The organism is Microbacterium sp. EF45047 (assembly GCF_028472845.1).
In the GTDB taxonomy this organism is placed as follows: domain Bacteria; phylum Actinomycetota; class Actinomycetes; order Actinomycetales; family Microbacteriaceae; genus Microbacterium; species Microbacterium neungamense.
This window is the reverse complement of sequence record NZ_CP069429.1, coordinates 324704-345494: the sequence shown is the minus strand read 5'-3', so window position 1 is coordinate 345494 and position 20791 is coordinate 324704. Positions and strand designations below refer to the sequence as shown.

The following is a 20791-nucleotide window of genomic DNA, read 5'->3' as shown; positions in this document are numbered from 1 at the left end:
GGTTCGGTTCTGCGGGGCGGTTCGGACGTTGCGCTCGGGATCGTTCCGAGGTCCCCGGCCTTCAGACGTTGCGCGTCGGATGCGTGTTGTGCTCGAGCCGCACCGGCGGGCGCAGCCCGAGGATGGCCTCTGCCATGCGCGCCGCGTCGACGGCCTCGGCGACGTCGTGCATCCGCACGATCCGCGCACCCTTGAGGATGCACGCCGTCATCGCGGCCAGCGACCCGGCCAGCCGCTGACCCTGCGGGCGGTCGATGGACTCGCCGATGAAGTCCTTGTTCGACACCGCGACGAGCAGCGGGAGCCCGATGTCCGCGATCTCGTCGAGCCGGCGGGTGAGTTCGAGGGAGTGCAGCGTGTTCTTGTCGAGGTCGTGCCCGGGATCGATGATGAGGCGCTCGCGCGGGATGCCGGCAGCCTCGGCGCGGGCGACCCGGTCGGTGAGGAAGGCTCGGACCTCGGCGACGACGTCGCCGTAGTGCGCGGCGGGCTTCTCCACCCGCGGCGGGCCGACGCTGTGCGTGATCACGACGTGCGCCCCACCGTGGGCGACGACGCCCGCCATCTCCGGGTCGCCGAGTCCGCTGGTGTCGTTGATCACGCCGGCTCCGGCCGCGATCGCGTGCCGCGCCACCTCCGCCCGGTTGGTGTCGACGGAGACGACCAGGTCCGGCCGCTCCCGCGCGATGGCCTCCACCACGGGCACGACCCGGTCGATCTCCTCCGGCACCGACACCGCGGGGCCGCGTCCGAACGGCACCCCGCCGACGTCGACCCAGTCGGCGCCGAGGTCCGCGGCGCGCAGCGCGCTGCCGACGGCCCGGTCCAGCGCGAAGGTCGCGCCGCGGTCGTAGAACGAGTCCGGCGTGCGGTTGACGACCGCCATCACCGCCACCTGACGCGCGAAGTCGAAGTCGCGCCCGCCGATGCGGGTCGCGCTGACCGGGCCCGTCGTCACCGGTGCGTCCCGATGCTCTCGCGGATGGCGTCGGAGGCGTCCCAGTCGTTGGCGTGCATGGCCGCGCACACCGTCCCGTCGGCGATCCAGTACGCGCGGAAAGCGCCGCCGTGGGCCACGTCGGTGTCCCCCTCGATGTCCACGCGGTCGTATCCGGACGGCGGGACGCTGCCGACGTACTCCATGCCGAGATCGTACTGGTCGGTGAAGAAGTACGGCTGCCGCGTGTACGGCTCCGCGCCGCCGAGCAGGTTGCGCGCCGCCACTTTGCCCTGTTCGATCGCGGTGTCCCAGTGCTCGACCCGGATGCGGCGGCCGAGCACCGGGTGGTCATGGTTCGCGACGTCGCCGATGGCGTAGATGTCGGGGTCGGAGGTGCGCAGGGTGGCGTCCACGAGCACGCCGCCTGCCACCGCGAGCCCGGCCGCCTCGGCGAGCGTGGTGTCGGGGACGGCCCCCACGCCGACGACGACGAGGTCGCCGCCGGCGAGATCGGATGCCGTGACCTTGCTGCTCAGGCGCAGGTCGACCCCGTGGTGCCGGTGCAGGTCGGCGAACACGGCGGCCACCTCCGGCCCCAGCACGCGCACCAGCGGGAGCTCCGCAGCCTCGAACACGGTCACGTCGGCGCCGGCGTGCCGGGCTGCGGAGGCGACCTCGAGCCCGATCCAGCCGGCGCCCACGATCACGACGCGGACGCCGGGACGCAGGCTCTCCTTCAGCCGGATGCTGTCCTCCATGGTGCGCAGGTACACCGGGTCGCCGGTCTCGTCGGCCAGGGCGAAGCGGCGTGGTGCGGACCCGGTCGCGAGGAGCAGGCGGTCGTACCGCTGCTCGCGGTCGTCCGGCCCTGCGGTGAGGGTGTGCGCCGCCGGATCCAGGCGCGTCACCCGGGTGCCGAGTTCCAGGCGCACGTCGTGGTCGCGGTACCAGGCGGCGTCGTGCACGCTCGCGGCGTGCAGGTCGGCGTCGCCGAGGAGGTAGCCCTTCGACAGCGGCGGGCGCTCGTAGGGCAGGTGGTTCTCCGCGGCGTAGAGCACCAGCTCCCCCTGATACCCCTGCTCCCGCAGCTCGGTGACGGCGGTGGCGGCGGCGAGCCCGCCGCCGACGATGGCGATGGTCATGTCCTGTCCCTTCTCGAGCACGGCCTCAGCGCGTGCGTCCGTCGACGAGCGCGAAGAACTCCGCCCGCGAACGGGCGTCCTCGCGCAGGGCGCCTCGCACCGCGGAGGTGCTGGTCGCGGTGCCCGCGGCTCGGGCGCCGCGCAGCGTCATGCAGCTGTGCACGGCCTCGACGATCACCCCGACGCCGCGCGGCTGCAGGTGGCCGGCGAGGGCCTCCGCGATCTCCACGGTCAGCCGCTCCTGCGTCTGCGGGCGGCACGCGCAGTGGTCGACGAGCCGGGGGATCTTGGAGAGCCCGACCACGCGATCGGCGGGGAGGTAGGCGACGTGCGCGATGCCGGTGAAGGGCAGCAGGTGGTGCTCGCAGAGCGAGCGCACCGGGATGTCGCGGACGAGCACCATCTCGTCGTAGCCCTCCCGGTTCGGGAACGTGGTGAAGTCGAACGGCTCCGGGCTGAGCAGCTCCGCGTAGGCGGCGGCGAAGCGGTGCGGCGTGCGGGCCAGGTCTGGCGCGTCCGCGGCATCCGTCTCGATGCCGAGCGCGCGCAGGAACGCGCGGCCCGCACGCTCGGCGGCGGGGAGGTCCACCGGATGCGGCGCCGCATGGATCCGGACCCGGTCCGGGCCGTCGGGGAGCGCCCTGAGCGGTCCGTCCTCGTCGTCGATCCCGTTCTCGTCGAAGGCCAGTGGCATCGTCATGGCGACCTCCTCGCGTCCGCTTCCATTACAGGCCTGGCCGCGTTCTAAAGTCAAGGGTTATCTCTTTTAGACCTGAATGCGGATGCCGGACGCGATGCGGGCGGGGCGCGGGATCAGGCGATCGCCGCTCCCAGCCCGGCGAGCCAGGCGTCGACCGTCGCCATCGGCACGGGCGCGAAGTCCCAGGCGTCGACCCCGACGTGGAACTGGCGCAGGTTCGGGCCGTGGTCGCGCGCGTGGATGTGCCCGTGCAGCAGCGGGGTGCCGTCGTCGACCGGGCGGCACCGGCGGAACCGGTCCTCGCCGTGCGAGTCGCCGTAGTACGGGTAGTGGCTCGCCGCGAGACGGATGCCGCGGCGCCCGCCGCGCAGGGTCTCGGGCAGCACCGTCCACCCGGCCGCCTGGTACACCGGCGTGAAGCGGGCGATCGCGGCCCTGGTCTGGGTCGCGGTGGAGACCCGGTCGTGGTTGCCGGGCACGAGCAGCTCGGCGTCCATCTCCTCGACGGAGCCGAACGGCCGGTCGCACAGCTCGATGATCCGCGCGTGCCCGAAGTGGTGATCGGAGGTGACGAACCCGACGTCGTCGAAGTCGAAGTCCATCGCGCCCTCCGCTCGCCGTCAGTGCCGAGCGTGCGTCTCGATGTATCCGCGCAGCGCCGCGGCGTCGTCCGGCATCTCCACCACGCGCTGTGGAGCCTCCAGCATCCGCTGCAGCTCGGGCGAGAACTCGAGATCGACGCCGATGGCTTCGCGGATGGTGTCTGCGAATTTCTGCGGCTTGGCGGTCTCGAGGACGAGCATCGGCACGTCCTGCTCCACGAACGACCGCGCCACGTGCACGCCGTCGGCGGTGTGCGGGTCGATGATCTCGCCGGAGGCCTCGTGCACGGCGCGGATCGTGGCGAGCCGGTCGGCGTGCGTGCTGGTGCCGCTGACGATGCCGAACTCGGAGGCGAAGCGCGGCTGCTCGGCGGAGAAGTCGACGTGGCCGCGGGCCTCCAGGTCGTCCCAGACGGCGACCATCCGCTCGGGGTCGCGGCCGACGAGCTCGAACAGGAACCGCTCCAGGTTGGACGCCTTGGAGATGTCCATCGACGGGCTGGAGGTCGCGAGGGTCTGCGCGGCGCTGCGCGGCCGGTACACGCCGGTGCGGAAGAACTCGTCGAGCACGTTGTTCTCGTTCGCGGCGAGCACGAGCCGGCGGATCGGCAGGCCCATGCCCTTGGCGAAGAAGCCGGAGAGGATGTTGCCGAAGTTGCCGGACGGTACGGTGAAGGAGACCTCGAAGCCGGCGCGGAAGTCGGGCTCCACGGCATCCGTCACCCGCAGCCAGGCCCAGAAGTAGTACACGATCTGGGCGGTGATGCGGGCGAGGTTGATCGAGTTCACGGCGCCCAGGTGCTGACTGCGCTTGAACTCGAGGTCGCCGGCGAGGCGCTTGACGAGGTTCTGGCAGTCGTCGAAGACCCCGTCGACGGCGATGTTGTGGATGTTCTCGTCCTGCAGCGAGTACATCTGCGCACGCTGGAACGCGCTCATCCGGCCCTGCGGCGAGAGCATGAACACCGAGACCCGGTCCTTGCCGCGCAGCGCGTGCTCGGCGGCGGACCCGGTGTCGCCGGACGTCGCGCCGAGGATGTTCAGCACCCCGTCGTTGCGCTCGAGCACGTACTCGAGAACCTGGCCGAGGAACTGCATGGCCATGTCCTTGAACGCGAGGGTCGGCCCCTCGGACAGCCCGACGAGGGTGATCCCGTCCCCGATGGACCGCAGCGGCACGACCTGCTCGGGGAAGCCCGCGTACGCCTCCGCGCACATCCGCGCCAGGTCGTCGCGCGGGATGTCGGTGGCGAACAGGGCGAGCACCTCGGTCGCCAGCTGCGGATAGCTCAGGCCGCGCCACGACTCGAGGGTCTCCGCGTCGACGCGCGGCAGCTGCTCGGGGACGGCCAGGCCGCCGTCGGGCGCCAGTCCCTCGAGCAGCGTCTCGCTGAACGGCTGCGGCTGCATGCCGCCGCGGGTGGAGATGTACTGCACGTGGCTCCTCCGGGGGTCAGGACTCTCCATTCTCGCAGGCTCGCCGCGTCGGGGTGGCGCGGATGACGGATGCCGCGGGGCAGGGGATCCGGGCGCGGCGGCCACCCGCGTGTGCCGCAGCCCCGCGCCGGCGCTGCTCAGCGGGTGAGCGCGGCGACCGCGTCGGCGAAGACGAGCGTCTGCCCGATCTCGGTCGCCCGGTCGTACCGCTCGCCGTGCAGCACGACGAAGACCGCGCCGACGACGTCGACGAAGCCGGCGATCCGGTCGCCGTCGCACACGACGTAGCGTTCGGATGCCACGCGCTCCCAGCGCACGACCCGGCCGGGGTCGGGCTCGCGGCGCGTGATGCGGGTGGGGAGCTGCTGCAGTGCGGGCAGCGCCTCGGCCGCCACCTGGTGAAGATCGGCGAGAACCACGGCCCCTCCTTGACGTCAGAATCCCCCACAGCCCACCATGCCCCCTGCGCGGGTGTCCGTCTCGGGGGTTGACGCGGGGCGCCGCGACCCACTAAGAGGACGGGGGGCCGGCGTCATCGCGGCGGTCGCCGTCGTGGCCGTGGTCGTCGGCGTGGTCGTCGTGGCCGTGGTCGTCGCCGTCGCGGTGCCGGCGGGCCCGGCGCAACTCGCGGCGCTCCTCGCCGACGGTGAGGGAGGCGTCGCCCGAGGCGGTGTGGTGCGGGTCCTCGGGACCTCGGTGCTGGATGCGTCCCGGCTCCAGCGTGCGGGTGACGTCGGTGGCGGTGACGACCGGCGCCTGCTCGGTGGCGGTCTCGTACCACTCGGTCAGGGCGGGTCGTCGGTGTCGATGCCGGCGCCGGCGCCCTCCTCCGTGGCGACCTCGGTCGCCCCGAACACGAAGTCGTCGCCGTGCTCGCTGATTCCCCGGCGCACGCCCTGCGCGATCGCGGCCCGGGCGAACCGGCGTCGCAGCATGTAGGGGTCGGTGTGCAGCTCCGTGGCCCACGCGAACATGATGCCGATCACGACGAGGGCGAACGGCAGCGCCGAGACCACCATGATCGACTGCAGCCCCGACAGCGCCGTCTCACCGCCCGCCAGCAGCAGCGCCAGGGCGGCCGCGCCCAGCAGCACGCCCCAGGTGATGGTCACCCACGTGGACGGCTCGGGCTTGCCGCGCTGGCTCATCGAGGCCATCACGATCGACGCGGAGTCGGCGGAGGTGACGAAGAACAGCACGATGGAGATCATCGCCAGCACCGACAGCACGGTCCCGAACGGCAGCTCGTGCAGCACGGCGAACAGCACGGCCTCGGGCGGTCCGGCCTCGCTGATCGCCCGCCCGGCGTGCTCGAAGAACATCGTCGTGCCGCCCATGATCCCGAACCAGACGACGCAGACGGCGGACGGGACGCGCCCGCGCCGGAAACGGGATGCTGGGGCACGTGAGCACGCTCTTCGCCTCCTTCCGCCGGGCCTCCGGGGCGCCCGCCCGGGCATCCGCGGGGGCCACGCCGGCATCCGCCGACGCCACCCGGGCCGCCGCCGGAGCCGGCAGACGCCGCGGGCCCCGCCACCTGCTCGCGGGGCTCGTCGGCCTGGTCCTCAGCGCGGCACTGGCCGGCTGCGGCCTCTCGATCCCCACCGACCCCGACGGCACCCTGGACCGCGTGCGCGGCGGCGAGCTGCGCGTGGGCGCCTCCCCCGAGAAGGGGCTCCTCGAGATCGACGACGGCACGCCGACCGGCAGCCTCGCCGAGCTCGTGACCGGCTTCGCGGAGTCGATCGATGCCGAGGTCGAGTGGACGCCGGGCAGCGAGGAGACCCTGGTCGGGATGCTCGAGCACGGCGAGCTCGACCTCGTCGTCGGGGCCTTCACCGATCAGACCCCGTACCGGATCGATCACTGCGACGACTCGGTCGCCCAGGGAGCCCATGCGGCCAAGACTCTGTTGCACGACCTCGGCCTGGAGGACGATCCCGGCATCTACCTGCCGTCTTCGCCGTTCTCCGCACGCGTCCACGGACACACCCTGGTCGGAGCGGGGTATCCCGCTTTGGGGTCCAGTACGCAAATCGTCTCCGCCGACCCCTTGCTCACGGCGCACTACCTCGGAGATACCCTCGTCGCTCTCACAGGGATTGACGCCACCGGCCTCGTCCGCGACTGGATACCTCGGCTGCACCGGCGAGCACCGACTCGCCCCTGATCGACAAGCCGGATCGCGGGCGCCTCGGCAAGCACGACGCGCCGGTGGCGGGCGGAAGCATTCGTTCCGCCCGCCACCTGCGCGCTTATGCGGTGCGCACACAGGCGCACTGGGACGCCGCGAGGGTGCCTTCGGCGGCTTCGGTCTCCTCACGGAGCACCAGGTCACCGACCGCGCCTTCTCCGGTGGCATCGGCGGCCTCGATAGTCTCAGTTTCCTTCTCGCGGGGCCAGAGCATCTGCGCTGTGACGGCACCGCCGATGGCGAGAGCGGCAAGGATCGACCAGGCGAGAGTGAAGCCGGACGCTGTGCCTACCCATCCCGCGATCGGGTAGGTGACAAGCCAGGCCAAGTGAGACAGTGAGAATTGTGCCGCGAAGGCCGCCGGGAGCTCGCGCTTCGCGACCGAACCTCGGATGACGCGTCCGGTGGGCGTGACGATCAAGGCCATGCCGCCGCCGATGACCACCCAGATCGGTGCCGTGATCATCCAGGAAGCCGCCTGGATGGCGGTCATCGCGACGGCCGCCAGCACGCCAGCAAGCAGAACTGCGGCACCGGTCATCATCACGACCCGCTCGGCGATCCGATCGAGCACGCGTGGCAGGAACAAAGCGACCAGCAGTGTGCCGCCGCCGGAGGCTGCAAGCATCCAGGCGACGTCGGCCTGCGTGCCGCCCAGTTGATCTCGGACATAGTTGACCGTATTGACCACCACGATCGATCCGGCTGCGGCGACCACCACGTTCAGGGCCATGACGCCGCGCAGACGAGGAGTCGCGAAGAAGACCTTCACGCCCGAGGTGACCCGGTTCCACGCATCCGCGTGCCCGCTTGGTGCCGCATTGGGGATGCGAGTCGAGAGCACCAGGACGGCGGAGAGCACGAAACCTACCGACGTGCCGACGAACAACCAGTTGAACGTCATGAACGTCAGAGCGACCGCCGCGAGCACCGGGCTGAGCAGGCTCTCCATCGTGTAGGCCACCTGCGACGCGGACAGCGCCCGCGTGTAGTCGGACTCCTCGACCACGATATCGGGGATGACCGCCTGGAACGTCGGCGTGAACGCAGCAGAAGCCGCCTGCAGTACCCCGATGAGAACGTAGATCTGCCAGATCTCCGTGACGAACGGCAGAGCGAGCACCACGGCCGCGCGCGCCACGTCGAGCAGGGTCAGGAACATCCGCCTCGGGAGCCGGTCGGCATAGGCCGCAGCCAACGGCGCGATCAAGACGTACATGACCATCTTGATCGTCAGCGCCGTCGCAAGCACCGCCCCCGCGCTCGGACCGGCGAGCTCGTAAGCGAGCAGACCGAGGGCGACGGTCGCCAACCCCGTCCCGAACAGGGCGATGATCTGCGCACTGAACAGGTGACGGAAGTCGCGGATCGCGAACACACGCATAGGGCTCTCCTGACCTTCGTGGAAACTCTCCACCATCAATCTAATACCCCATAGGGGTATTCCCGTCAGTCTGGGCACGGCCGAGTGGGAAGCTGCTCGGCCGGACGCGGAGCCAGTCGACCTCGGCCGCGCCGATCGCTCCCGCCGTCGGCAGATGCACATCGGGGGCCGGTAAACTGCGGTGTATGGCGGTGACGGCGGCAGCGCAACCCGGGAGGGGTCTTCAGGGCTTCCTCCGGCGTGTGATGCTCGGAGGGTTGCTGGTGGCAGCGATCGTCCTCGGGCTACTGGCCATGCATACGCTGAACCTGCACGGCACCCCGGCCGCCCACGCGCCCGCCACAGTCTCGGTCGCCGCCAGCGACGCCGTGGGCGCCCATCACAGCGCGGCGGGCGCCCATGAGTCCGGTGGCACGGCCAGTGACCTCGGTGGTACGTGTGCGGACTGCGGGGGTAGTGACCATCTGGGCATGGCGATGGCATGTGTGCTCGCACTGCTGCTCGTCCTTCTCATCCTGGCGCCGCCTCAACTTCTGCCGGGATGGATGCACACCGCGCCCCGGCCGCTCCTCGTGGCGCGGTTCATCGACCAGCTCCGATCTCGGGCGCCGTCGCTGCACGTTCTCTGCATCAGTCGCACGTGATGGATCGGTGAACCAGGCGCACATCAGCGTCGACGGTTCCCCTCTCCCATTCACGCGGTGCCCTCTCGGGGTGCCGCGCCACTGAAGCGACTGTTGATATTGGAGAACACTCATGAAGTTTCGTACCGCGGCGACCGCCGCACTCGCCCTCACTGCTGCCCTGGTCCTGGCCGGCTGCTCGGCCGGAAGCGACAACGAGGGCTCGATGCCGGGCATGGACCACGGCTCGTCCGAACAGACAGCCGACGCCAACGACGCGGACGTGATGTTCGCCTCGATGATGATCGTGCACCACGAACAGGCCATCGAGATGAGCGACATCGTCCTCGCCAAGGAGGATGTCAACCCCGAGGTGATCGAACTGGCCGAAGCGATCAAGGCCGCCCAGGCGCCCGAGATCGAACAGCTCCAGGGGTGGCTGGACGACTGGGGCGTCGATTCCGAGGAGCAGCAGATGGACGGCATGGACCACGGCGACGGCATGATGACCGAGGACGACCTGGCCGCCCTCGAATCGGCCGACGGACCCGAAGCATCGCGCCTGTTCCTGGAACAGATGATCGCCCATCACGAGGGAGCGGTCGAGATGGCCCAGACGCAAGTCGATGACGGCAGCAACCCCGACGCCATCGAGCTCGCGCAGACCATCATCGACGCGCAGACCACCGAGATCCAGCAGATGCAGGACCTCCTGGCCACCCTCTGATCGACCATCAGGGTCGGTGCCGCGGCGAAAGCGCCCGGCACCGACCCTTCCGACACTCTTGAAGGATCGCACCATGCCCCACCCCGCCGCGCCTCACCGGCGAAAACCGATCGTCGCCGCCGCCGCGACGCTCGCCGCCGCCCTCGTCCTCACCGGATGCGCCACTGCACCCTCGCACGAACCCGCGTCGCCCTCGACCAACAGTCAGGCCGTCGACACCGGCTTCCTGGCGGACCACGACCTTGACGGCCTGGACGCCGCACAGGTCATCGAACGGCTCGACACGATGCCCGTCGCCGACCGACCCACTGATCTGATCGCATCCGTGCAGCCGGATGCGCTCGTGCTCACCGACGACCACAAGCGCGAGACACGTCTGCCGATGCCCGAAGACGAGGTGTACATCTCGGTCGCCCCCTACCGGGAACAGACCCACGACTGCTACTTCCACAGCCTCACCACCTGCCTCGGCGAACTCGCCAACACAGCAGTCCAGGTCACCCTCACCGGCGAAGACGGAGACGTGCTCCTCGACGAGGTTCGGCAAACCTACGACAACGGGTTCGTTGGCATCTGGGTGCCCCGCGGCATCAAGGCAACGCTCACGATCGAACATGAGGGTCGGACGGGCACCGTGACCATTTCAACGATGAACGAGGATGATGCGACCTGCATCACCACGCTGCAGCTGACCTGACAGCTCGACGGCCCGAATGTCCGGAGACACCCAGTCCTTCGTAATGTTTCAGAAGGTGAACGTCCCCCACGGAGCCGTAGTTAGAGGCTAGAGCGCAGTGGGCATTCTCGGAGCTGCACCGACAGTAGAACGCTGCCAACGTCGCTGCGATGTGGTCCCTACGCGGTGGTCCCTCGCATAGAGACTGACACCCACCACTGAGTGCTGCGTCGCTGCCCGTTCCGGCTCTGCCGTTATGACAACTCGATCGAGACCGCTGTTCCCAGACCGCTGCTTCTCCACACGGTTGGCACTAAGAGTGCGAGCCGCGCGCTGCGCGCGCACCTGACCCCCGAGATCGCCCCTCCCGTGACGATCTCGGGGAGGGGCCATCGTGGTAATGACCATCCGGGTCATGTCGTCCGGCAAGGCTACGAATACCGGACACGCCGGGGCGAGTCAAACGAAACCCAGGATGCTTCTATGTGTTGTCAAGTCCGCTCTGCTCGCTGAGGCGGCGGTAGAGCTGGCGGGCTATGTATCGCTTGAGTGAGCGGCGGATTTCCTTGGTGGTGCGTCCTTCGGCTCGTCGGCGTTCGACGTAGGCGCGGGTCGGCGGGTGGTGCGACATTCGGGTCAGCGCGATCGACGATAAGGCTCTGTTCAGACGCCTGTCGCCTCCTCGGTTGAGGCGATGACGGGTGGTGTTTCCGCTCGAGGCGGGCACGGGACTGACGCCGGCGAGCACGGCGAACGCTGCTTCGGAGCGGACCCGGCCGGGGTGTGACCAGGCGGCGATGATCACGGCCGCGTTGATCGCGCCGATCCCGGGCTCGTCGAGCAGGATTGCGGCGTCGCTGGCGGCGACCAGCGCGGTGATCTCGTCACGGTTAGCAGCGAGGTCCTCATCGCAGACGGCAACCCGTCGGGCCAGCCGGATCGCTTCCCGGCGGGCTGTCGCGGTCGCGAGGTCCTCCTGTCGCGTGCGCCAGGACTCGATCGCCGCGAGCTGCTTCTTGGTGAGCGAGGCGCGGGCGTCGATGCCGAGGTCGACCGTTCGAAGCAGCGCGGTCAAGGCGTTGATCGACCTGGTGCGTTCGAGGTTGATGAGGTCGCGGGCGCCGATCAGCACCCGCAGCGCCGCGCGGACTCCCGCGTCCTGACGCGGATCACGGAGGTTGTCGGCATCGACGCCGAGCACGGAGCGGGCGATCAGTTCCGCGTCGATCTCGTCGCTCTTGCCTCGTCCGCGACGTTCACGTGCCGCTGTCGGGAACGACTCCACGACCCGGTAGCCGGCGTCCTGGCATGCTCTCGCGAGCCGGGCGCCATACGAGCCGACGCCCTCGATCGTTACGAGCACATCGGCCAGCCCGCTGGTGCGCCGAGCGATCCACGCGACCGCGCGTGATAATCCCGCCGGCGTCGTCGGGAAGGTCCGAGTGTCCACTCTGGCGCCAGTGCGCGCGTCGAGCACGGCGAGAGTGTGTGTTCTGGAATGGGTGTCCGCGCCGATGACATACGCGAACGTGTTTGCGACGATGGTCATGGTGACCGTGATCCTCTCCACTGGGTTGACGTCACTGCTGGCGTCGACCCGGGAATGGTCACTTCGAGGCAGGCCTGTAATGGGCCACGACCGCCGTGAACGGTCGGGCAAGCTTCTGATCAAGCCATCGGAGTGGGCAGGGTCGGCGCCGGCACCCACCCGGCCGGACAGATCCTGGGAAAGGCACCCCGCCGAAGCGGGAGGCCAGGCGATTCAAGAGTCACGACCAGACGGAGCACCAGCACCCACCCTGCCCCCCGTGCGTCAGGATGGGGTGAGACACCAGCACTGCTGACCTTCGCACTGCACGGGGCGAGAACGGACCAATACTGAGATGACGATGACGGTTGCTGACGTCGGCACCGATGATGGGGCTATGGCTCCTCGTGCTGACCGGCCCAAGAGGCGGACGTTCACCGCCGAGTTCAAAGCGGCGATCCTGGCCGAGTACGACGCCGCGGACCGCTCTGGGCGTGGGGAGATCCTGCGCCGGGAGGGCCTGTACACCTCCCACATCATCGAGTGGCGCAAGGCCGCGGCCGCCGGCTCGCTGTCCGGGCTGGGCAGCAAGCCGCGGGACCGGCGCGAGCGGGAGCTGCAGGCGCTACGGGCCCGGGCGGAGAAGGCCGAGGCCGAGCTGGCCAAGACCAGGGCGGCGCTGGACCTGATGGGAAAAGCACACGCGCTCTTGGAGACGCTCTCCGAGAGCGCGGACAAGCCGCCGCGGTCGCCGCGGTGATCAACCCGGCCGTCGACGGGCTGGCCGAGCACGTCGGCACCGCGGCTGCGTGCGCGCTGCTGGGTCGCTCCCGCGCCAGTCACTACCGGGCCAAGAACCCGCCACCGCCACGTCCACGGACACCGCGGCCGGCACCGGCGAACAAGCTGTCCGCCGCCGAGCGGGCCCACGTGCTGGCCGTGTTGACCAGCCAGCGGTTCGCGGACAAGTCGGTCGCCCAGGTCTGGGCCACGCTGCTGGACGAGGGCACCTACCTGTGCTCGATGTCCACGATGCACCGGATCCTGCGCGAGCACGACATGGCCGGGGAACGGCGCCGGCAGGCGAGCCACCCGCCCCGGACCCGGCCCGAGCTCGTCGCGACGGCGCCGGGGCAGGTGTGGAGTTGGGACATCACAAAGCTCAAGGGGCCGGAGCGGGGCGTGTACTACGACCTGTACGTCGTGCTCGACATCTTCTCCAGGTTCGTCGTGGGCTGGACCATCGCGGCCCGCGAGGACGCCGAGATCGCCAAGAACCTGCTCGAGCACGCCATGGGCATCCATGGCGTGCCGGAGGCGATCCACGCCGACCGCGGGACCTCGATGACCTCCAAACCGGTCGCTCAGCTGCTCGTCGACCTCGGGGTGGCCAGGTCGCACTCCCGCCCGCACGTGTCGAACGACAACCCTTACAGCGAGGCGGCGTTCAAGACGCTGAAGTACGCCCCGGTCTTCCCCGAGCGCTTCGGGTCCCTGGCCGACGCCGGCGCGTTCGCCGAGCAGTTCTTCGCCTACTACAACCACGAGCACCGCCACTGCGGGATCGGGCTGCACACCCCCGCCAGCGTCCACTTCGGCACCGCCGGGCAGGTCCGCGCCCAGCGCCAGGCCACCCTGGACGCGGCCTACGCCGCCCGTCCCGAGCGCTTCGGCCACCGCCGACCCCAGGCGCCCAAGCTGCCCGAGGCCGCCTGGATCAACCAGCCCTCACAGGAGGCCCTCATACAGACCGCCTGACGGAATCTGTCTCACCCGCCTTGACACTTTCCGAAGCGGGAGGCCAGGCGATTCAAGAGTCACGACCAGACGGAGCACCAGCACCCACCCTGCCAGCCGACCCCAGGCCAGCCACTTCAGAGACTTACAGCCGATTCAGACGGATTCCGTGACCAAACCGTTGCATTCGTTACCTCGTCGTTATACAGTGATCGCACGGTGAATGTTTGCTGTGGCATCCACCGCATGTGATTGCAGGACACTCTTGGTGCAAGGGACAAGGGCCGGTCGGGAGCCTCTCCGACCGGCCCTTACTGTGCGCCGACCACTGACGGTGCGTCGGACCGCCGGCGCTCCCCCGCCGTTACGCTGGGATCCATGACCGACCGCGAGCTCGCGCTGCAGGCGTGGGAGAGCCTCTTCCGCGCTCAGCACGAGCTGTTCACCGCGATGATGAGCGACTTCGACGGCGCCGAGGTCAGCCAGGCGGAGTACGACGTGCTGCTCACCGTCACGCGCGCGCCCGAGATGACCGCCCGGCTCCGCGACATCACGGCCAGAGCCCTGATCAGCCAGCCCAGCGTGTCGCGTCTGGTGGACCGGATGGTGGCGCGCGGCCTGCTCACGAAGTGCCCGGATCCGCAGGACGGGCGCGGCGCGCTCGTCAGGGCGACGGATGCCGGAGCGCGCGCCTTCCGCGCGGTCGCCACCGTGCACGGCCGCTCGATCGCCAAGCGGATGTCGCGGCTCACCGACGACGAGCTGCGGGCGCTGCGCGACCTCGCCGAGAAGCTCCGCAGTCCGGGGCACTGACGATCGGACGCCGCGGAGCGCACCGTCCGTGGCATCCGTCTGAGAGGTGCGGTCGGTGCCACGGCCGGCGGCATCCGGTCACGGCATCCGGTCACGGCATCCGGTCACGGCATCCGGTCACGGCATCCGGTCACGGCATCCGTTCTCAGCGTCCGGTCGCGGCATCCGGTCGCGGCATCCGGTCGCGGCATCCGGTCGCGGCATCCGGCTACGGCGTCCGCCGCCGCAGCGTGAGCGGCGCGAGCACGAGGAAGACGACGGCGAATGCGCCGACGATGAGGAGCGGTTCACCGACCTCCCACCCCTCGTCGCCCGCGGCGACCGCCTGGATGGCGTCGATCGCGTGGCTGAGCGGCAGCCAGTCCGAGACGGCGTGCAGCACGTCGGGCATGTCCTCGCGCGGCACGGAGAGTCCGCCGAGGATGATCTGCGGGAACACGAGCAGCGGCATGAACTGCACCGCCTGGAACTCGGTCTGCGCGAAGGCGCTCGCCAGCAGGCCGAGTGCCGTGCCGAGCAGGGCGTCGACGACGGCGACGAGCCCGAGCTGCCAGATCGGGCCGTCCACCTCGAGGCCGCACACGCCGACGGCGAACGCCACCGTGACCACGGCCTGCAGGATCGCCATCATCCCGAACGCGAGGGCGTAGCCGAGGATGAAGTCCGCCTTGCCCAGCGGCGTGGTCATCAGCCGCTCCAGCGTGCCGGAGCGGCGCTCGCGCAGGGTCGTGATCGAGGTGAGCAGGAACATCACGATGAAGGGGAACAGTGCCAGGATCGGCCCGCCGAACCGGTCGAACACGCCCTCCTGATCCGCGAACAGCCAGGCGAACAGGCCCACCAGCAGGCTCGGTGCGACGAGCATCAGGGCGATCGAGCGCGGGTCGTGGCGCAGCTGGTGCAGCACGCGTCCCGCCGTGGCGAGCGTGCGTCGCGGGTTCATCGCTCCTCCCTCCCTGCGCGAGCGGCGCGTTCACGCCGGGGCTGTGCATCGCGAGGCCGGGGCGCGTCGCGGCCGGTGAGGGCGTCGCGGCCGGTGAGGGCGCTGCGGCCGGTGGGGGCGCTGCGTTGCGCGGCCGTGTCCCGGGCGATCAGGGCGAGGCACGCCGCCTCCGCGTCCCGCTCCCCCGTCTCCTCGAGCATCGCCTGCGGGGTGATGTCCGCGATGATCCGGCCCTCGCGCATGAGCAGCAGCCGGTCGCACCAGCGCCGGGTCGACGCCGGCGCGGGCGGCGATCGCGCGGATGGTGGCGGGCTCGTAGCCGTGCTCGCCGAACTCGTGCACGGCCGCCGCGGCGATCCGCTGGCGCGCGTCGGACTCCCCGCGGGGCCGCCCTCGTCCGCGCCTGGTGGTCATGACGTCAGCCTACGGCGCGGCCGGCCGGGCGGGTCAGCACTCGATGACGTTGACGGCGAGGCCGCCCTCGCTCGTCTCCTTGTACTTGGTCGACATGTCCAGGCCGGTCTGGCGCATCGTCTCCACGACGGCGTCCAGCGAGACGTAGTGATGGCCGTCGCCGCGCAGCGCGAGCCGGGCAGCGGTCACCGCCGTGGACGCCGCGATCGCGTTGCGCTCGATGCACGGGATCTGGACCAGTCCGCCGATCGGGTCGCAGGTGAGGCCGAGATGATGCTCCATCGCGATCTCGGCCGCGTTCTCGATCTGCCGGTTCGTGCCGCCCATCACCGCGGTCAGCCCGCCCGCCGCCATCGCGCAGGCGGAGCCGACCTCGGCCTGGCATCCGCCCTCCGCCCCCGAGATCGAGGCGTTCGCCTTGAACAGCGAGCCGAGCGCGGTCGCGGTGAGCAGGAAGCGGCGGATGCCCCGCCGGCGATTCGCCTCGGCCCGCTCCTGCGCCGAGAGCGCGGCGTCGGCGACCTCGGCCGCGCTGCCGCGGAACCCGAGCAGGGCGCTGCCGACCAGCTCGCCGTAGGGGGTCACCGCGTTGCCGGCCCCGAGGCCGGAATCGGCGAGGAACCGCCACCAGTACATCGCCACCGCGGGCAGGATTCCGGCCGCGCCATTGGTCGGGGCGGTGACCACCCGCCCGCCCGCCGCGTTCTCCTCGTTCACGGCGAGCGCGAACGCGCCCAGCCACTCGCCCGGCAGCTCGCGGTGCCCCTCCGACTCGGACGCCTCCAGCTGCGCGCGGATGTCGGATGCCCGCCGCTTGACCTTCAGGATGCCGGGCAGCGTGCCCTCGGTGTGCAGGCCCGCCTCGACGCAGGCCGCCATCGCGTCCCAGATCGCGTCCAGCCCGGCGGCGACCTCCTCCTCGCTGCGGAAGGCGGTCTCGTTCTTCCGCGCGAGCTCGGCGATGGACAGCCCGTGCTCGTCGCAGAGGGCCAGCAGCGACGCCGCGTCGTCGTAGGGGTAGGGCAGCTCGGCGCGGGCCAGCTGCGGCTCCTCGCCCTCGCGCCGGATGAACCCGCCGCCGATGGAGTAGTACGTCTCCTCGGCCAGGGTCGCGCCGTCGGCATCCGTCGCGCGCAGCGTCATCGCGTTCGGATGCCCGGGGAGCCGCGTGCGCGGCGCGAACACGATGTCGTCCTTCGCGAAGGCGATGGGGCGGATGCCGGCGAGCCGCAGCGGCTGCCCCTCCGGCCAGTCCGTCCAGGCGGCGCGCACGTCGGCGGGGTCGCAGGTCTCGGGCGCGAGCCCCTGCAGGCCGGCGACGACGGCATCCGGGGTGCCGTGGCCGATCCCGGTCGCACCGAGCGAGCCGTACAGGTCGCACGTGACACGGGCGACCCGGTCGAGGACGCCGCTCGCGCCGAGGCGCGCGGCGAAGTCCAGGCCGGCCCGCATCGGGCCGACGGTGTGGGAACTCGACGGTCCTACCCCGATGGAGAACAGGTCGAAAGCCGAGACGTACACTGTCACCTCACCAGCCTACGGCCGCGTCCGCGCGGCGGGCGCGCCGAGGAGCAACCCGTCAGCCCTCCGCGGTGACCAGCGGGTCGGGCGCCTGCCGGACGACGCCGTCTCCGGTCTCGAACGGGAACCCGTTGCGGACCCAGTACTCGTAGCCTCCGAGCAGCTCCCGCACGTCGAGTCCCGCCGCCAGCAGCACCCGCGCCGTCGCCGTCCCCCCGTTGCAGCCGGGCCCCCACCCGTACACGATCAGGGTGCGGTCGCGCGGCAGCGTCGGGATGCGCTCCTCGAGCGCGCTCTGGGGCAGATGCAGGGCCCCGGCGATGTGGCCGTGGTCCCACGACTCGCGCCGGCGGGTGTCCACGAGCACCGCGGCGCCGGCGGCGACCGCCTCGGCCGCGGCGACCACGTCGATCTCGTAGGCCAGGCGCGCATCGACGTGAGCGAGCCGCGCGGCGATCGTGCTCATCGGGCGTCCGCCCGGCGCAGGAGCGCGGCGAGCCGGGGCAGCTGCGCGGGATCCTCCAGCGCCGATCCCACGGCGACGACGCGGGCACCCGCGTCGAGGTACTCGGTGGCATTGGCGGCGCTCATGCCGCCGGTCGCGACGAAGCGCACCTCAGGGAACGGGCCGCGCATCGCGTGCAGCCACGACGAGCCGAGCACGGATGCCGGGAAAGCCTTCAGCCACGTCAGGCCGGCCTTCCGTGCGAGCTGCACCTCGGATGCGGTGCCCACGCCCGGGAGACCGGACAGCCCGGCGTCGTGCGAGGCGCGGACGACCTCGAGGTCGAGGCCGGGGCTGACCGTGAAGCCCGCTCCCGCGGCGGCGGCCTGTGCCACGTGCTCCGCGGAGACGACGGTGCCCGCCCCGACGACCTTGCCGCGCGCGGCCGGCGGCGGCCACGACGCGCAGCGCCTCCACGTCCTCGGCGGTCTGGATCGGCAGCTCGACGACGTCGATACCGAGGTCCCACTTCGCCGAGTTCAACGAGGCGTACCAGGAGTTCTTCACGCCGCCGTACCCGGTCCGTACCACGGTCGGCTCGCAGCTGGCGGACATCCTCGTCGAGATCGACGTGGTCGCCGCGCTGCCGCAGCGCTGATCCGCCGGCCGTCGCAGGGCCCGTGATCCCGGCACCGCCCGGGGCCACGGGCCCTCGTGGTCCGCTGGTCACGACCGCGCACGGCCACGCGCGCCACACACGACGGCCAACACGACGACGCCCGCCGCACACGACGAAACCCCCGCCGCTTCCGCGACGGGGGTTTCATCTGCGCGCCCCGAGGGACTCGAACCCCCAACCTTCTGATCCGTAGTCAGATGCTCTATCCATTGAGCTAGGGGCGCACGACCCGCTCAGCGGGCCGACGACCAGCCTACAACACGATCGGCGAGGACGCGAATCGAGCGGACGGCGACCGCGATCAGCCCTTCCCGGCCGCTTTCGCGGCGGCCTTCTCGGCCGCCTTCTGGCGCTTGCGGCGGGCGCGGCGGTCGGAGGCCAGGGCCTGCAGATCGACGAGCTTGAGGGCCTGCATCCGCGCCTCGCGCATCGTCTCGTAGTCCGGATCCTGGTCGGGGCGCATGCCCTCGACCCGCAGGCGGCGATCGAGGTTGGAGCGGACGTCCTCCCAGGCCGCCTGGCGCGCCGACTCGACCAGCTCGCGCAGGGCCTCGGGATCCTCCGTCATCTCGCGCAGGCGGCTGGCGACGCCCTGCGACTGCTTGGCCCGCTTCTTCAGATTGCGCACGTCGCGGTCGCGGTAGTCGTGCGTGCCGGAGGGGTCGGAGTGCCGGCCTCGGGCTCGCTTCCGCAGCTGCTCCAGGTGCTGGGCGGCCTCGTCGGATTCCTTCGCCATCGCGAGGAGCGCCTGCCGGGCGTCCTCGGCGTACTTCTCCATGTCGAAGACGCCGCCCTGGGCGATGGTGCCCACGAGGATGTGGTTCTTGACGGCGAGGCGCGCCGCGGACGTCGCGATGGCCACGCCTTCCGCGATGGCGTCCGCTGTCCGTCCCACGCTGACCTCCCTCATCGAGAGTACCGGGAGGGTGCGGCCGAGCGCACGGCGTACCCGCGTGTGCAGCGCGGTCATCCGGCTGTTCCCGAGGCGGCGCCGGGAGGCCCGTGATCGGCATCCGGAACCGCCCCGCGGGGACCGGAGCGCAGACGGCGCTCGGCGGCGACCCGCCCCGCCCGCAGATGCCGCGGGAGGAGATCCCGAAGGGCGTCCACGTCCCGCGCGATCAGGGCGTCCAGGATGCGCATGTGGTCGTCGATCATGCCCGGCACGTCATCGTGCTGGCCGAACAGCCAGCGCAACCGCGGCGCGAACACCCGGGCGATCTCGGTGAGCATCTGGTTGTCCGCGAGCACGACGGCGTAGAGGTGGAACTCGGCGGACGCCCGCCGCGCGGCCTCGACGTCGCCGGCGGCGGCCTCCTGCTCCCGCGCCACGATCGCCCGCATCCGCGCCGCCCCGGCCTCGTCATGCCGCTGCGCGGCGAACACGAAGGTGAGCGTCTCGACGACCTCTCTCACCTCGGCGAAGTCCTGGATGTCGCGCACGGTGAACTCGCGCACGACCGCCCAGGTGCGCGGGCGGGCGACGACGATGCCCTCTGCGACGAGGATCTTGATGGCCTCCCGCACCGGCAGCCGGGATACGTTCAGCGCCGCGGCGATGTCGCGCTCGACCAGGCGGGAGAGCCGGGCTGACGGCGGCCGAGCAGGATGTCGTCGCGCAGAATGCGCGCCACCCGCGCCGATTCGAGCTCGGCGGGTTTCACCCCCGTCATGACGGGATTCACGCACGTGCCGCGGACGTTGACCAGGCCCCGCGCCGGGCCGCCGTCCGCGGATGCCGCGCGCAGGGCGCGGACGGATGCCGCGCGCGGGGCCGTGGACGCATGCCGCGTACGGGCCTGCGGAGGTCAGGGGATGAAGCGGCACACCGCCAGGTACACCCGGCGGTTGCGCAGGCGCCCGGCCTCCGTGCCGCTCTCGTCGACACGCATCGACGCGCCGTGCGGCGACACCACGACGGCGATGTGCGGGAGCTCCTCCCAGCTCGCCGGCCCCGGGTCGAGCCAGTCGCGGCGGATCATCGCCAGGATCTCATCGAACGCGCTGTTGGCCCGGGCCTTGCTGATGTCGCTCTCCTGCTCGAGCGCGACGGCGTGGCTCTCGCCCGAGTCGATGCGATCGGCATGGCCCTGGATCACCAGCACCGCGCCATCGGTGCCGTTGACGAGCGGGCTCATGATCTTCTCATCCACCTCGTCGCGCACCGACTGGTCCGACTCCGCGAGCCGGCGCGCGAAGTCCACCTCGCCCGTGGCGTAGCCGTCCACGACCGCGAACGTCCATTCGTGTTGCATGCTCCCCGCTCCTTCCCTATGGTCCGCCGGC

General features: G+C 71.0%; 25 protein-coding genes, 1 tRNA gene and 1 pseudogene. 7 read left to right on the top strand and 20 right to left on the bottom strand.

Annotated elements, in window-relative coordinates; translation table 11 throughout:
* Nucleotides 1-61: 61 nt before the first annotated feature.
* The 7 genes from folP to JRG78_RS01655 form a co-directional block, all read right to left on the bottom strand.
* Nucleotides 62-958: a dihydropteroate synthase gene (gene folP, locus JRG78_RS01685; RefSeq protein ID WP_432806427.1), complete on the bottom strand. Its 897-nt coding sequence runs from the start codon at nt 956-958 to the stop codon at nt 62-64.
* On the bottom strand, nt 955-2082 hold the full coding sequence (locus JRG78_RS01680; protein WP_259607276.1) for an NAD(P)/FAD-dependent oxidoreductase: 1128 nt from the start codon (nt 2080-2082) through the stop codon (nt 955-957). Before JRG78_RS01680 ends, folP begins: the two co-directional genes overlap by 4 nt.
* A gap of 25 nt (nt 2083-2107) precedes the next feature.
* Nucleotides 2108-2782 (bottom strand): GTP cyclohydrolase I, encoded by a 675-nt coding sequence (folE, locus tag JRG78_RS01675; RefSeq protein ID WP_259607275.1) that lies wholly within the window; start codon nt 2780-2782, stop codon nt 2108-2110.
* 113 nt (nt 2783-2895) lie between these two features.
* Nucleotides 2896-3384, bottom strand: coding sequence for a hypothetical protein (locus tag JRG78_RS01670; protein WP_259607274.1), 489 nt, complete (start codon nt 3382-3384; stop codon nt 2896-2898).
* Between the two features lie 18 nt (nt 3385-3402).
* A complete protein-coding gene (gene thrC, locus JRG78_RS01665; protein WP_259607273.1) occupies nt 3403-4821 on the bottom strand; it encodes a threonine synthase in 1419 nt (472 codons plus the stop codon).
* A gap of 137 nt (nt 4822-4958) precedes the next feature.
* Nucleotides 4959-5240 (bottom strand): hypothetical protein, encoded by a 282-nt coding sequence (locus JRG78_RS01660; RefSeq protein WP_259607272.1) that lies wholly within the window; start codon nt 5238-5240, stop codon nt 4959-4961.
* Nucleotides 5241-5606: 366 nt separating this feature from the next.
* Nucleotides 5607-6158, bottom strand: coding sequence for a BCCT family transporter (locus JRG78_RS01655; protein ID WP_259607271.1), 552 nt, complete (start codon nt 6156-6158; stop codon nt 5607-5609).
* 68 nt (nt 6159-6226) lie between these two features.
* On the opposite strand from JRG78_RS01655, the gene JRG78_RS01650 reads away from it, so the two are divergent.
* On the top strand, nt 6227-6991 hold the full coding sequence (locus JRG78_RS01650; RefSeq protein ID WP_259607270.1) for a hypothetical protein: 765 nt from the start codon (nt 6227-6229) through the stop codon (nt 6989-6991).
* 85 nt (nt 6992-7076) lie between these two features.
* On the opposite strand, the gene JRG78_RS01645 is transcribed toward JRG78_RS01650, so the two are convergent.
* Entirely contained in the window at nt 7077-8399 is a 1323-nt protein-coding gene (locus tag JRG78_RS01645) for an MFS transporter (protein WP_259607269.1), read from the bottom strand.
* A gap of 185 nt (nt 8400-8584) precedes the next feature.
* On the opposite strand from JRG78_RS01645, the gene JRG78_RS01640 reads away from it, so the two are divergent.
* The 3 genes from JRG78_RS01640 (at nt 8585) to JRG78_RS01630 (ending at nt 10446) form a co-directional block, all read left to right on the top strand.
* Complete coding sequence (locus tag JRG78_RS01640) at nt 8585-9043, top strand: DUF6153 family protein (RefSeq protein ID WP_259607268.1); 459 nt, start codon at nt 8585-8587, stop codon at nt 9041-9043.
* 112 nt (nt 9044-9155) lie between these two features.
* Nucleotides 9156-9749 (top strand): DUF305 domain-containing protein, encoded by a 594-nt coding sequence (locus tag JRG78_RS01635; protein WP_259607267.1) that lies wholly within the window; start codon nt 9156-9158, stop codon nt 9747-9749.
* Between the two features lie 73 nt (nt 9750-9822).
* Nucleotides 9823-10446: a CueP family metal-binding protein gene (locus JRG78_RS01630; RefSeq protein ID WP_259607266.1), complete on the top strand. Its 624-nt coding sequence runs from the start codon at nt 9823-9825 to the stop codon at nt 10444-10446.
* Nucleotides 10447-10906: 460 nt separating this feature from the next.
* On the opposite strand, the gene JRG78_RS01625 is transcribed toward JRG78_RS01630, so the two are convergent.
* Complete coding sequence (locus JRG78_RS01625) at nt 10907-11974, bottom strand: IS110 family transposase (protein WP_061873125.1); 1068 nt, start codon at nt 11972-11974, stop codon at nt 10907-10909.
* A gap of 340 nt (nt 11975-12314) precedes the next feature.
* On the opposite strand from JRG78_RS01625, the gene JRG78_RS01620 reads away from it, so the two are divergent.
* Together JRG78_RS01620 and JRG78_RS01615 are read left to right on the top strand one after the other, a co-directional pair.
* Nucleotides 12315-13711 (top strand): IS3 family transposase gene (locus JRG78_RS01620; protein ID WP_370428832.1). Its coding sequence is split into 2 segments (ribosomal slippage): nt 12315-12651 and nt 12651-13711, totalling 1398 coding nucleotides; the frame shifts between segments, so codons are not numbered across the junction.
* A 357-nt stretch (nt 13712-14068) separates the two neighbouring features.
* Nucleotides 14069-14503 (top strand): MarR family winged helix-turn-helix transcriptional regulator, encoded by a 435-nt coding sequence (locus JRG78_RS01615; protein ID WP_259607265.1) that lies wholly within the window; start codon nt 14069-14071, stop codon nt 14501-14503.
* A 208-nt stretch (nt 14504-14711) separates the two neighbouring features.
* On the opposite strand, the gene JRG78_RS01610 is transcribed toward JRG78_RS01615, so the two are convergent.
* From JRG78_RS01610 to JRG78_RS01585, 6 genes and pseudogenes are all read right to left on the bottom strand, one after another.
* Complete coding sequence (locus JRG78_RS01610; RefSeq protein ID WP_259607264.1) at nt 14712-15446, bottom strand: ABC transporter permease; 735 nt, start codon at nt 15444-15446, stop codon at nt 14712-14714.
* Nucleotides 15443-15688 (bottom strand): hypothetical protein, encoded by a 246-nt coding sequence (locus tag JRG78_RS01605; protein WP_336297721.1) that lies wholly within the window; start codon nt 15686-15688, stop codon nt 15443-15445. Before JRG78_RS01605 ends, JRG78_RS01610 begins: the two co-directional genes overlap by 4 nt.
* Before the next feature lie 31 nt (nt 15689-15719).
* Nucleotides 15720-15860, bottom strand: a pseudogene (locus JRG78_RS01600) (TetR family transcriptional regulator); the annotation flags it as partial.
* A gap of 33 nt (nt 15861-15893) precedes the next feature.
* Complete coding sequence (locus JRG78_RS01595) at nt 15894-17387, bottom strand: L-serine ammonia-lyase, iron-sulfur-dependent, subunit alpha (RefSeq protein ID WP_259607263.1); 1494 nt, start codon at nt 17385-17387, stop codon at nt 15894-15896.
* Nucleotides 17388-17439: 52 nt separating this feature from the next.
* The gene (locus JRG78_RS01590; RefSeq protein WP_259607262.1) at nt 17440-17847 is read right to left on the bottom strand and encodes a rhodanese-like domain-containing protein; all 408 of its coding nucleotides are present in this window, start codon (nt 17845-17847) and stop codon (nt 17440-17442) included.
* Complete coding sequence (locus JRG78_RS01585; RefSeq protein ID WP_259607261.1) at nt 17844-18221, bottom strand: bifunctional 4-hydroxy-2-oxoglutarate aldolase/2-dehydro-3-deoxy-phosphogluconate aldolase; 378 nt, start codon at nt 18219-18221, stop codon at nt 17844-17846. The genes JRG78_RS01590 and JRG78_RS01585 overlap by 4 nt, the downstream gene beginning before the upstream one ends.
* Here JRG78_RS01585 and JRG78_RS01580 point away from each other — a divergent pair.
* The gene (locus JRG78_RS01580; RefSeq protein ID WP_259607260.1) at nt 18215-18484 is read left to right on the top strand and encodes a RidA family protein; all 270 of its coding nucleotides are present in this window, start codon (nt 18215-18217) and stop codon (nt 18482-18484) included. The genes JRG78_RS01585 and JRG78_RS01580 overlap by 7 nt on opposite strands.
* Before the next feature lie 172 nt (nt 18485-18656).
* On the opposite strand, the gene JRG78_RS01575 is transcribed toward JRG78_RS01580, so the two are convergent.
* The 5 genes from JRG78_RS01575 to JRG78_RS01555 form a co-directional block, all read right to left on the bottom strand.
* Nucleotides 18657-18729 (bottom strand) — tRNA-Arg (locus JRG78_RS01575).
* Between the two features lie 77 nt (nt 18730-18806).
* Nucleotides 18807-19400 carry an asparagine synthase gene (locus tag JRG78_RS01570; protein ID WP_259607259.1) on the bottom strand — a complete coding sequence of 198 codons (594 nt, stop codon included), beginning with the start codon at nt 19398-19400 and terminating at the stop codon, nt 18807-18809.
* Between the two features lie 71 nt (nt 19401-19471).
* Nucleotides 19472-20038 carry a GntR family transcriptional regulator gene (locus tag JRG78_RS01565; RefSeq protein ID WP_272653817.1) on the bottom strand — a complete coding sequence of 189 codons (567 nt, stop codon included), beginning with the start codon at nt 20036-20038 and terminating at the stop codon, nt 19472-19474.
* A gap of 11 nt (nt 20039-20049) precedes the next feature.
* Nucleotides 20050-20178 (bottom strand): hypothetical protein, encoded by a 129-nt coding sequence (locus JRG78_RS01560; RefSeq protein ID WP_272653825.1) that lies wholly within the window; start codon nt 20176-20178, stop codon nt 20050-20052.
* A 135-nt stretch (nt 20179-20313) separates the two neighbouring features.
* Entirely contained in the window at nt 20314-20760 is a 447-nt protein-coding gene (locus JRG78_RS01555) for a hypothetical protein (protein WP_272653546.1), read from the bottom strand.
* Between the last annotated feature and the right edge of the window lie 31 nt (nt 20761-20791).

Bases quoted from the DNA above. Each gene is read 5' to 3' on its own strand.
- JRG78_RS01680 (WP_259607276.1), bottom strand. From the start codon at position 2,082: ATGACCATCGCCATCGTCGGCGGCGGGCTCGCCGCCGCCACCGCCGTC.
- folE (WP_259607275.1), bottom strand. From the start codon at position 2,782: ATGACGATGCCACTGGCCTTCGACGAGAACGGGATCGACGACGAGGAC.
- JRG78_RS01670 (WP_259607274.1), bottom strand. From the start codon at position 3,384: ATGGACTTCGACTTCGACGACGTCGGGTTCGTCACCTCCGATCACCAC.
- JRG78_RS01655 (WP_259607271.1), bottom strand. From the start codon at position 6,158: ATGGGCGGCACGACGATGTTCTTCGAGCACGCCGGGCGGGCGATCAGC.
- JRG78_RS01645 (WP_259607269.1), bottom strand. From the start codon at position 8,399: ATGCGTGTGTTCGCGATCCGCGACTTCCGTCACCTGTTCAGTGCGCAG.
- JRG78_RS01640 (WP_259607268.1), top strand. From the start codon at position 8,585: ATGGCGGTGACGGCGGCAGCGCAACCCGGGAGGGGTCTTCAGGGCTTC.
- JRG78_RS01635 (WP_259607267.1), top strand. From the start codon at position 9,156: ATGAAGTTTCGTACCGCGGCGACCGCCGCACTCGCCCTCACTGCTGCC.
- JRG78_RS01630 (WP_259607266.1), top strand. From the start codon at position 9,823: ATGCCCCACCCCGCCGCGCCTCACCGGCGAAAACCGATCGTCGCCGCC.
- JRG78_RS01625 (WP_061873125.1), bottom strand. From the start codon at position 11,974: ATGACCATCGTCGCAAACACGTTCGCGTATGTCATCGGCGCGGACACC.
- JRG78_RS01615 (WP_259607265.1), top strand. From the start codon at position 14,069: ATGACCGACCGCGAGCTCGCGCTGCAGGCGTGGGAGAGCCTCTTCCGC.
- JRG78_RS01610 (WP_259607264.1), bottom strand. From the start codon at position 15,446: ATGAACCCGCGACGCACGCTCGCCACGGCGGGACGCGTGCTGCACCAG.
- JRG78_RS01605 (WP_336297721.1), bottom strand. From the start codon at position 15,688: ATGCGCGAGGGCCGGATCATCGCGGACATCACCCCGCAGGCGATGCTC.
- JRG78_RS01590 (WP_259607262.1), bottom strand. From the start codon at position 17,847: ATGAGCACGATCGCCGCGCGGCTCGCTCACGTCGATGCGCGCCTGGCC.
- JRG78_RS01560 (WP_272653825.1), bottom strand. From the start codon at position 20,178: ATGACGGGGGTGAAACCCGCCGAGCTCGAATCGGCGCGGGTGGCGCGC.
- JRG78_RS01555 (WP_272653546.1), bottom strand. From the start codon at position 20,760: ATGCAACACGAATGGACGTTCGCGGTCGTGGACGGCTACGCCACGGGC.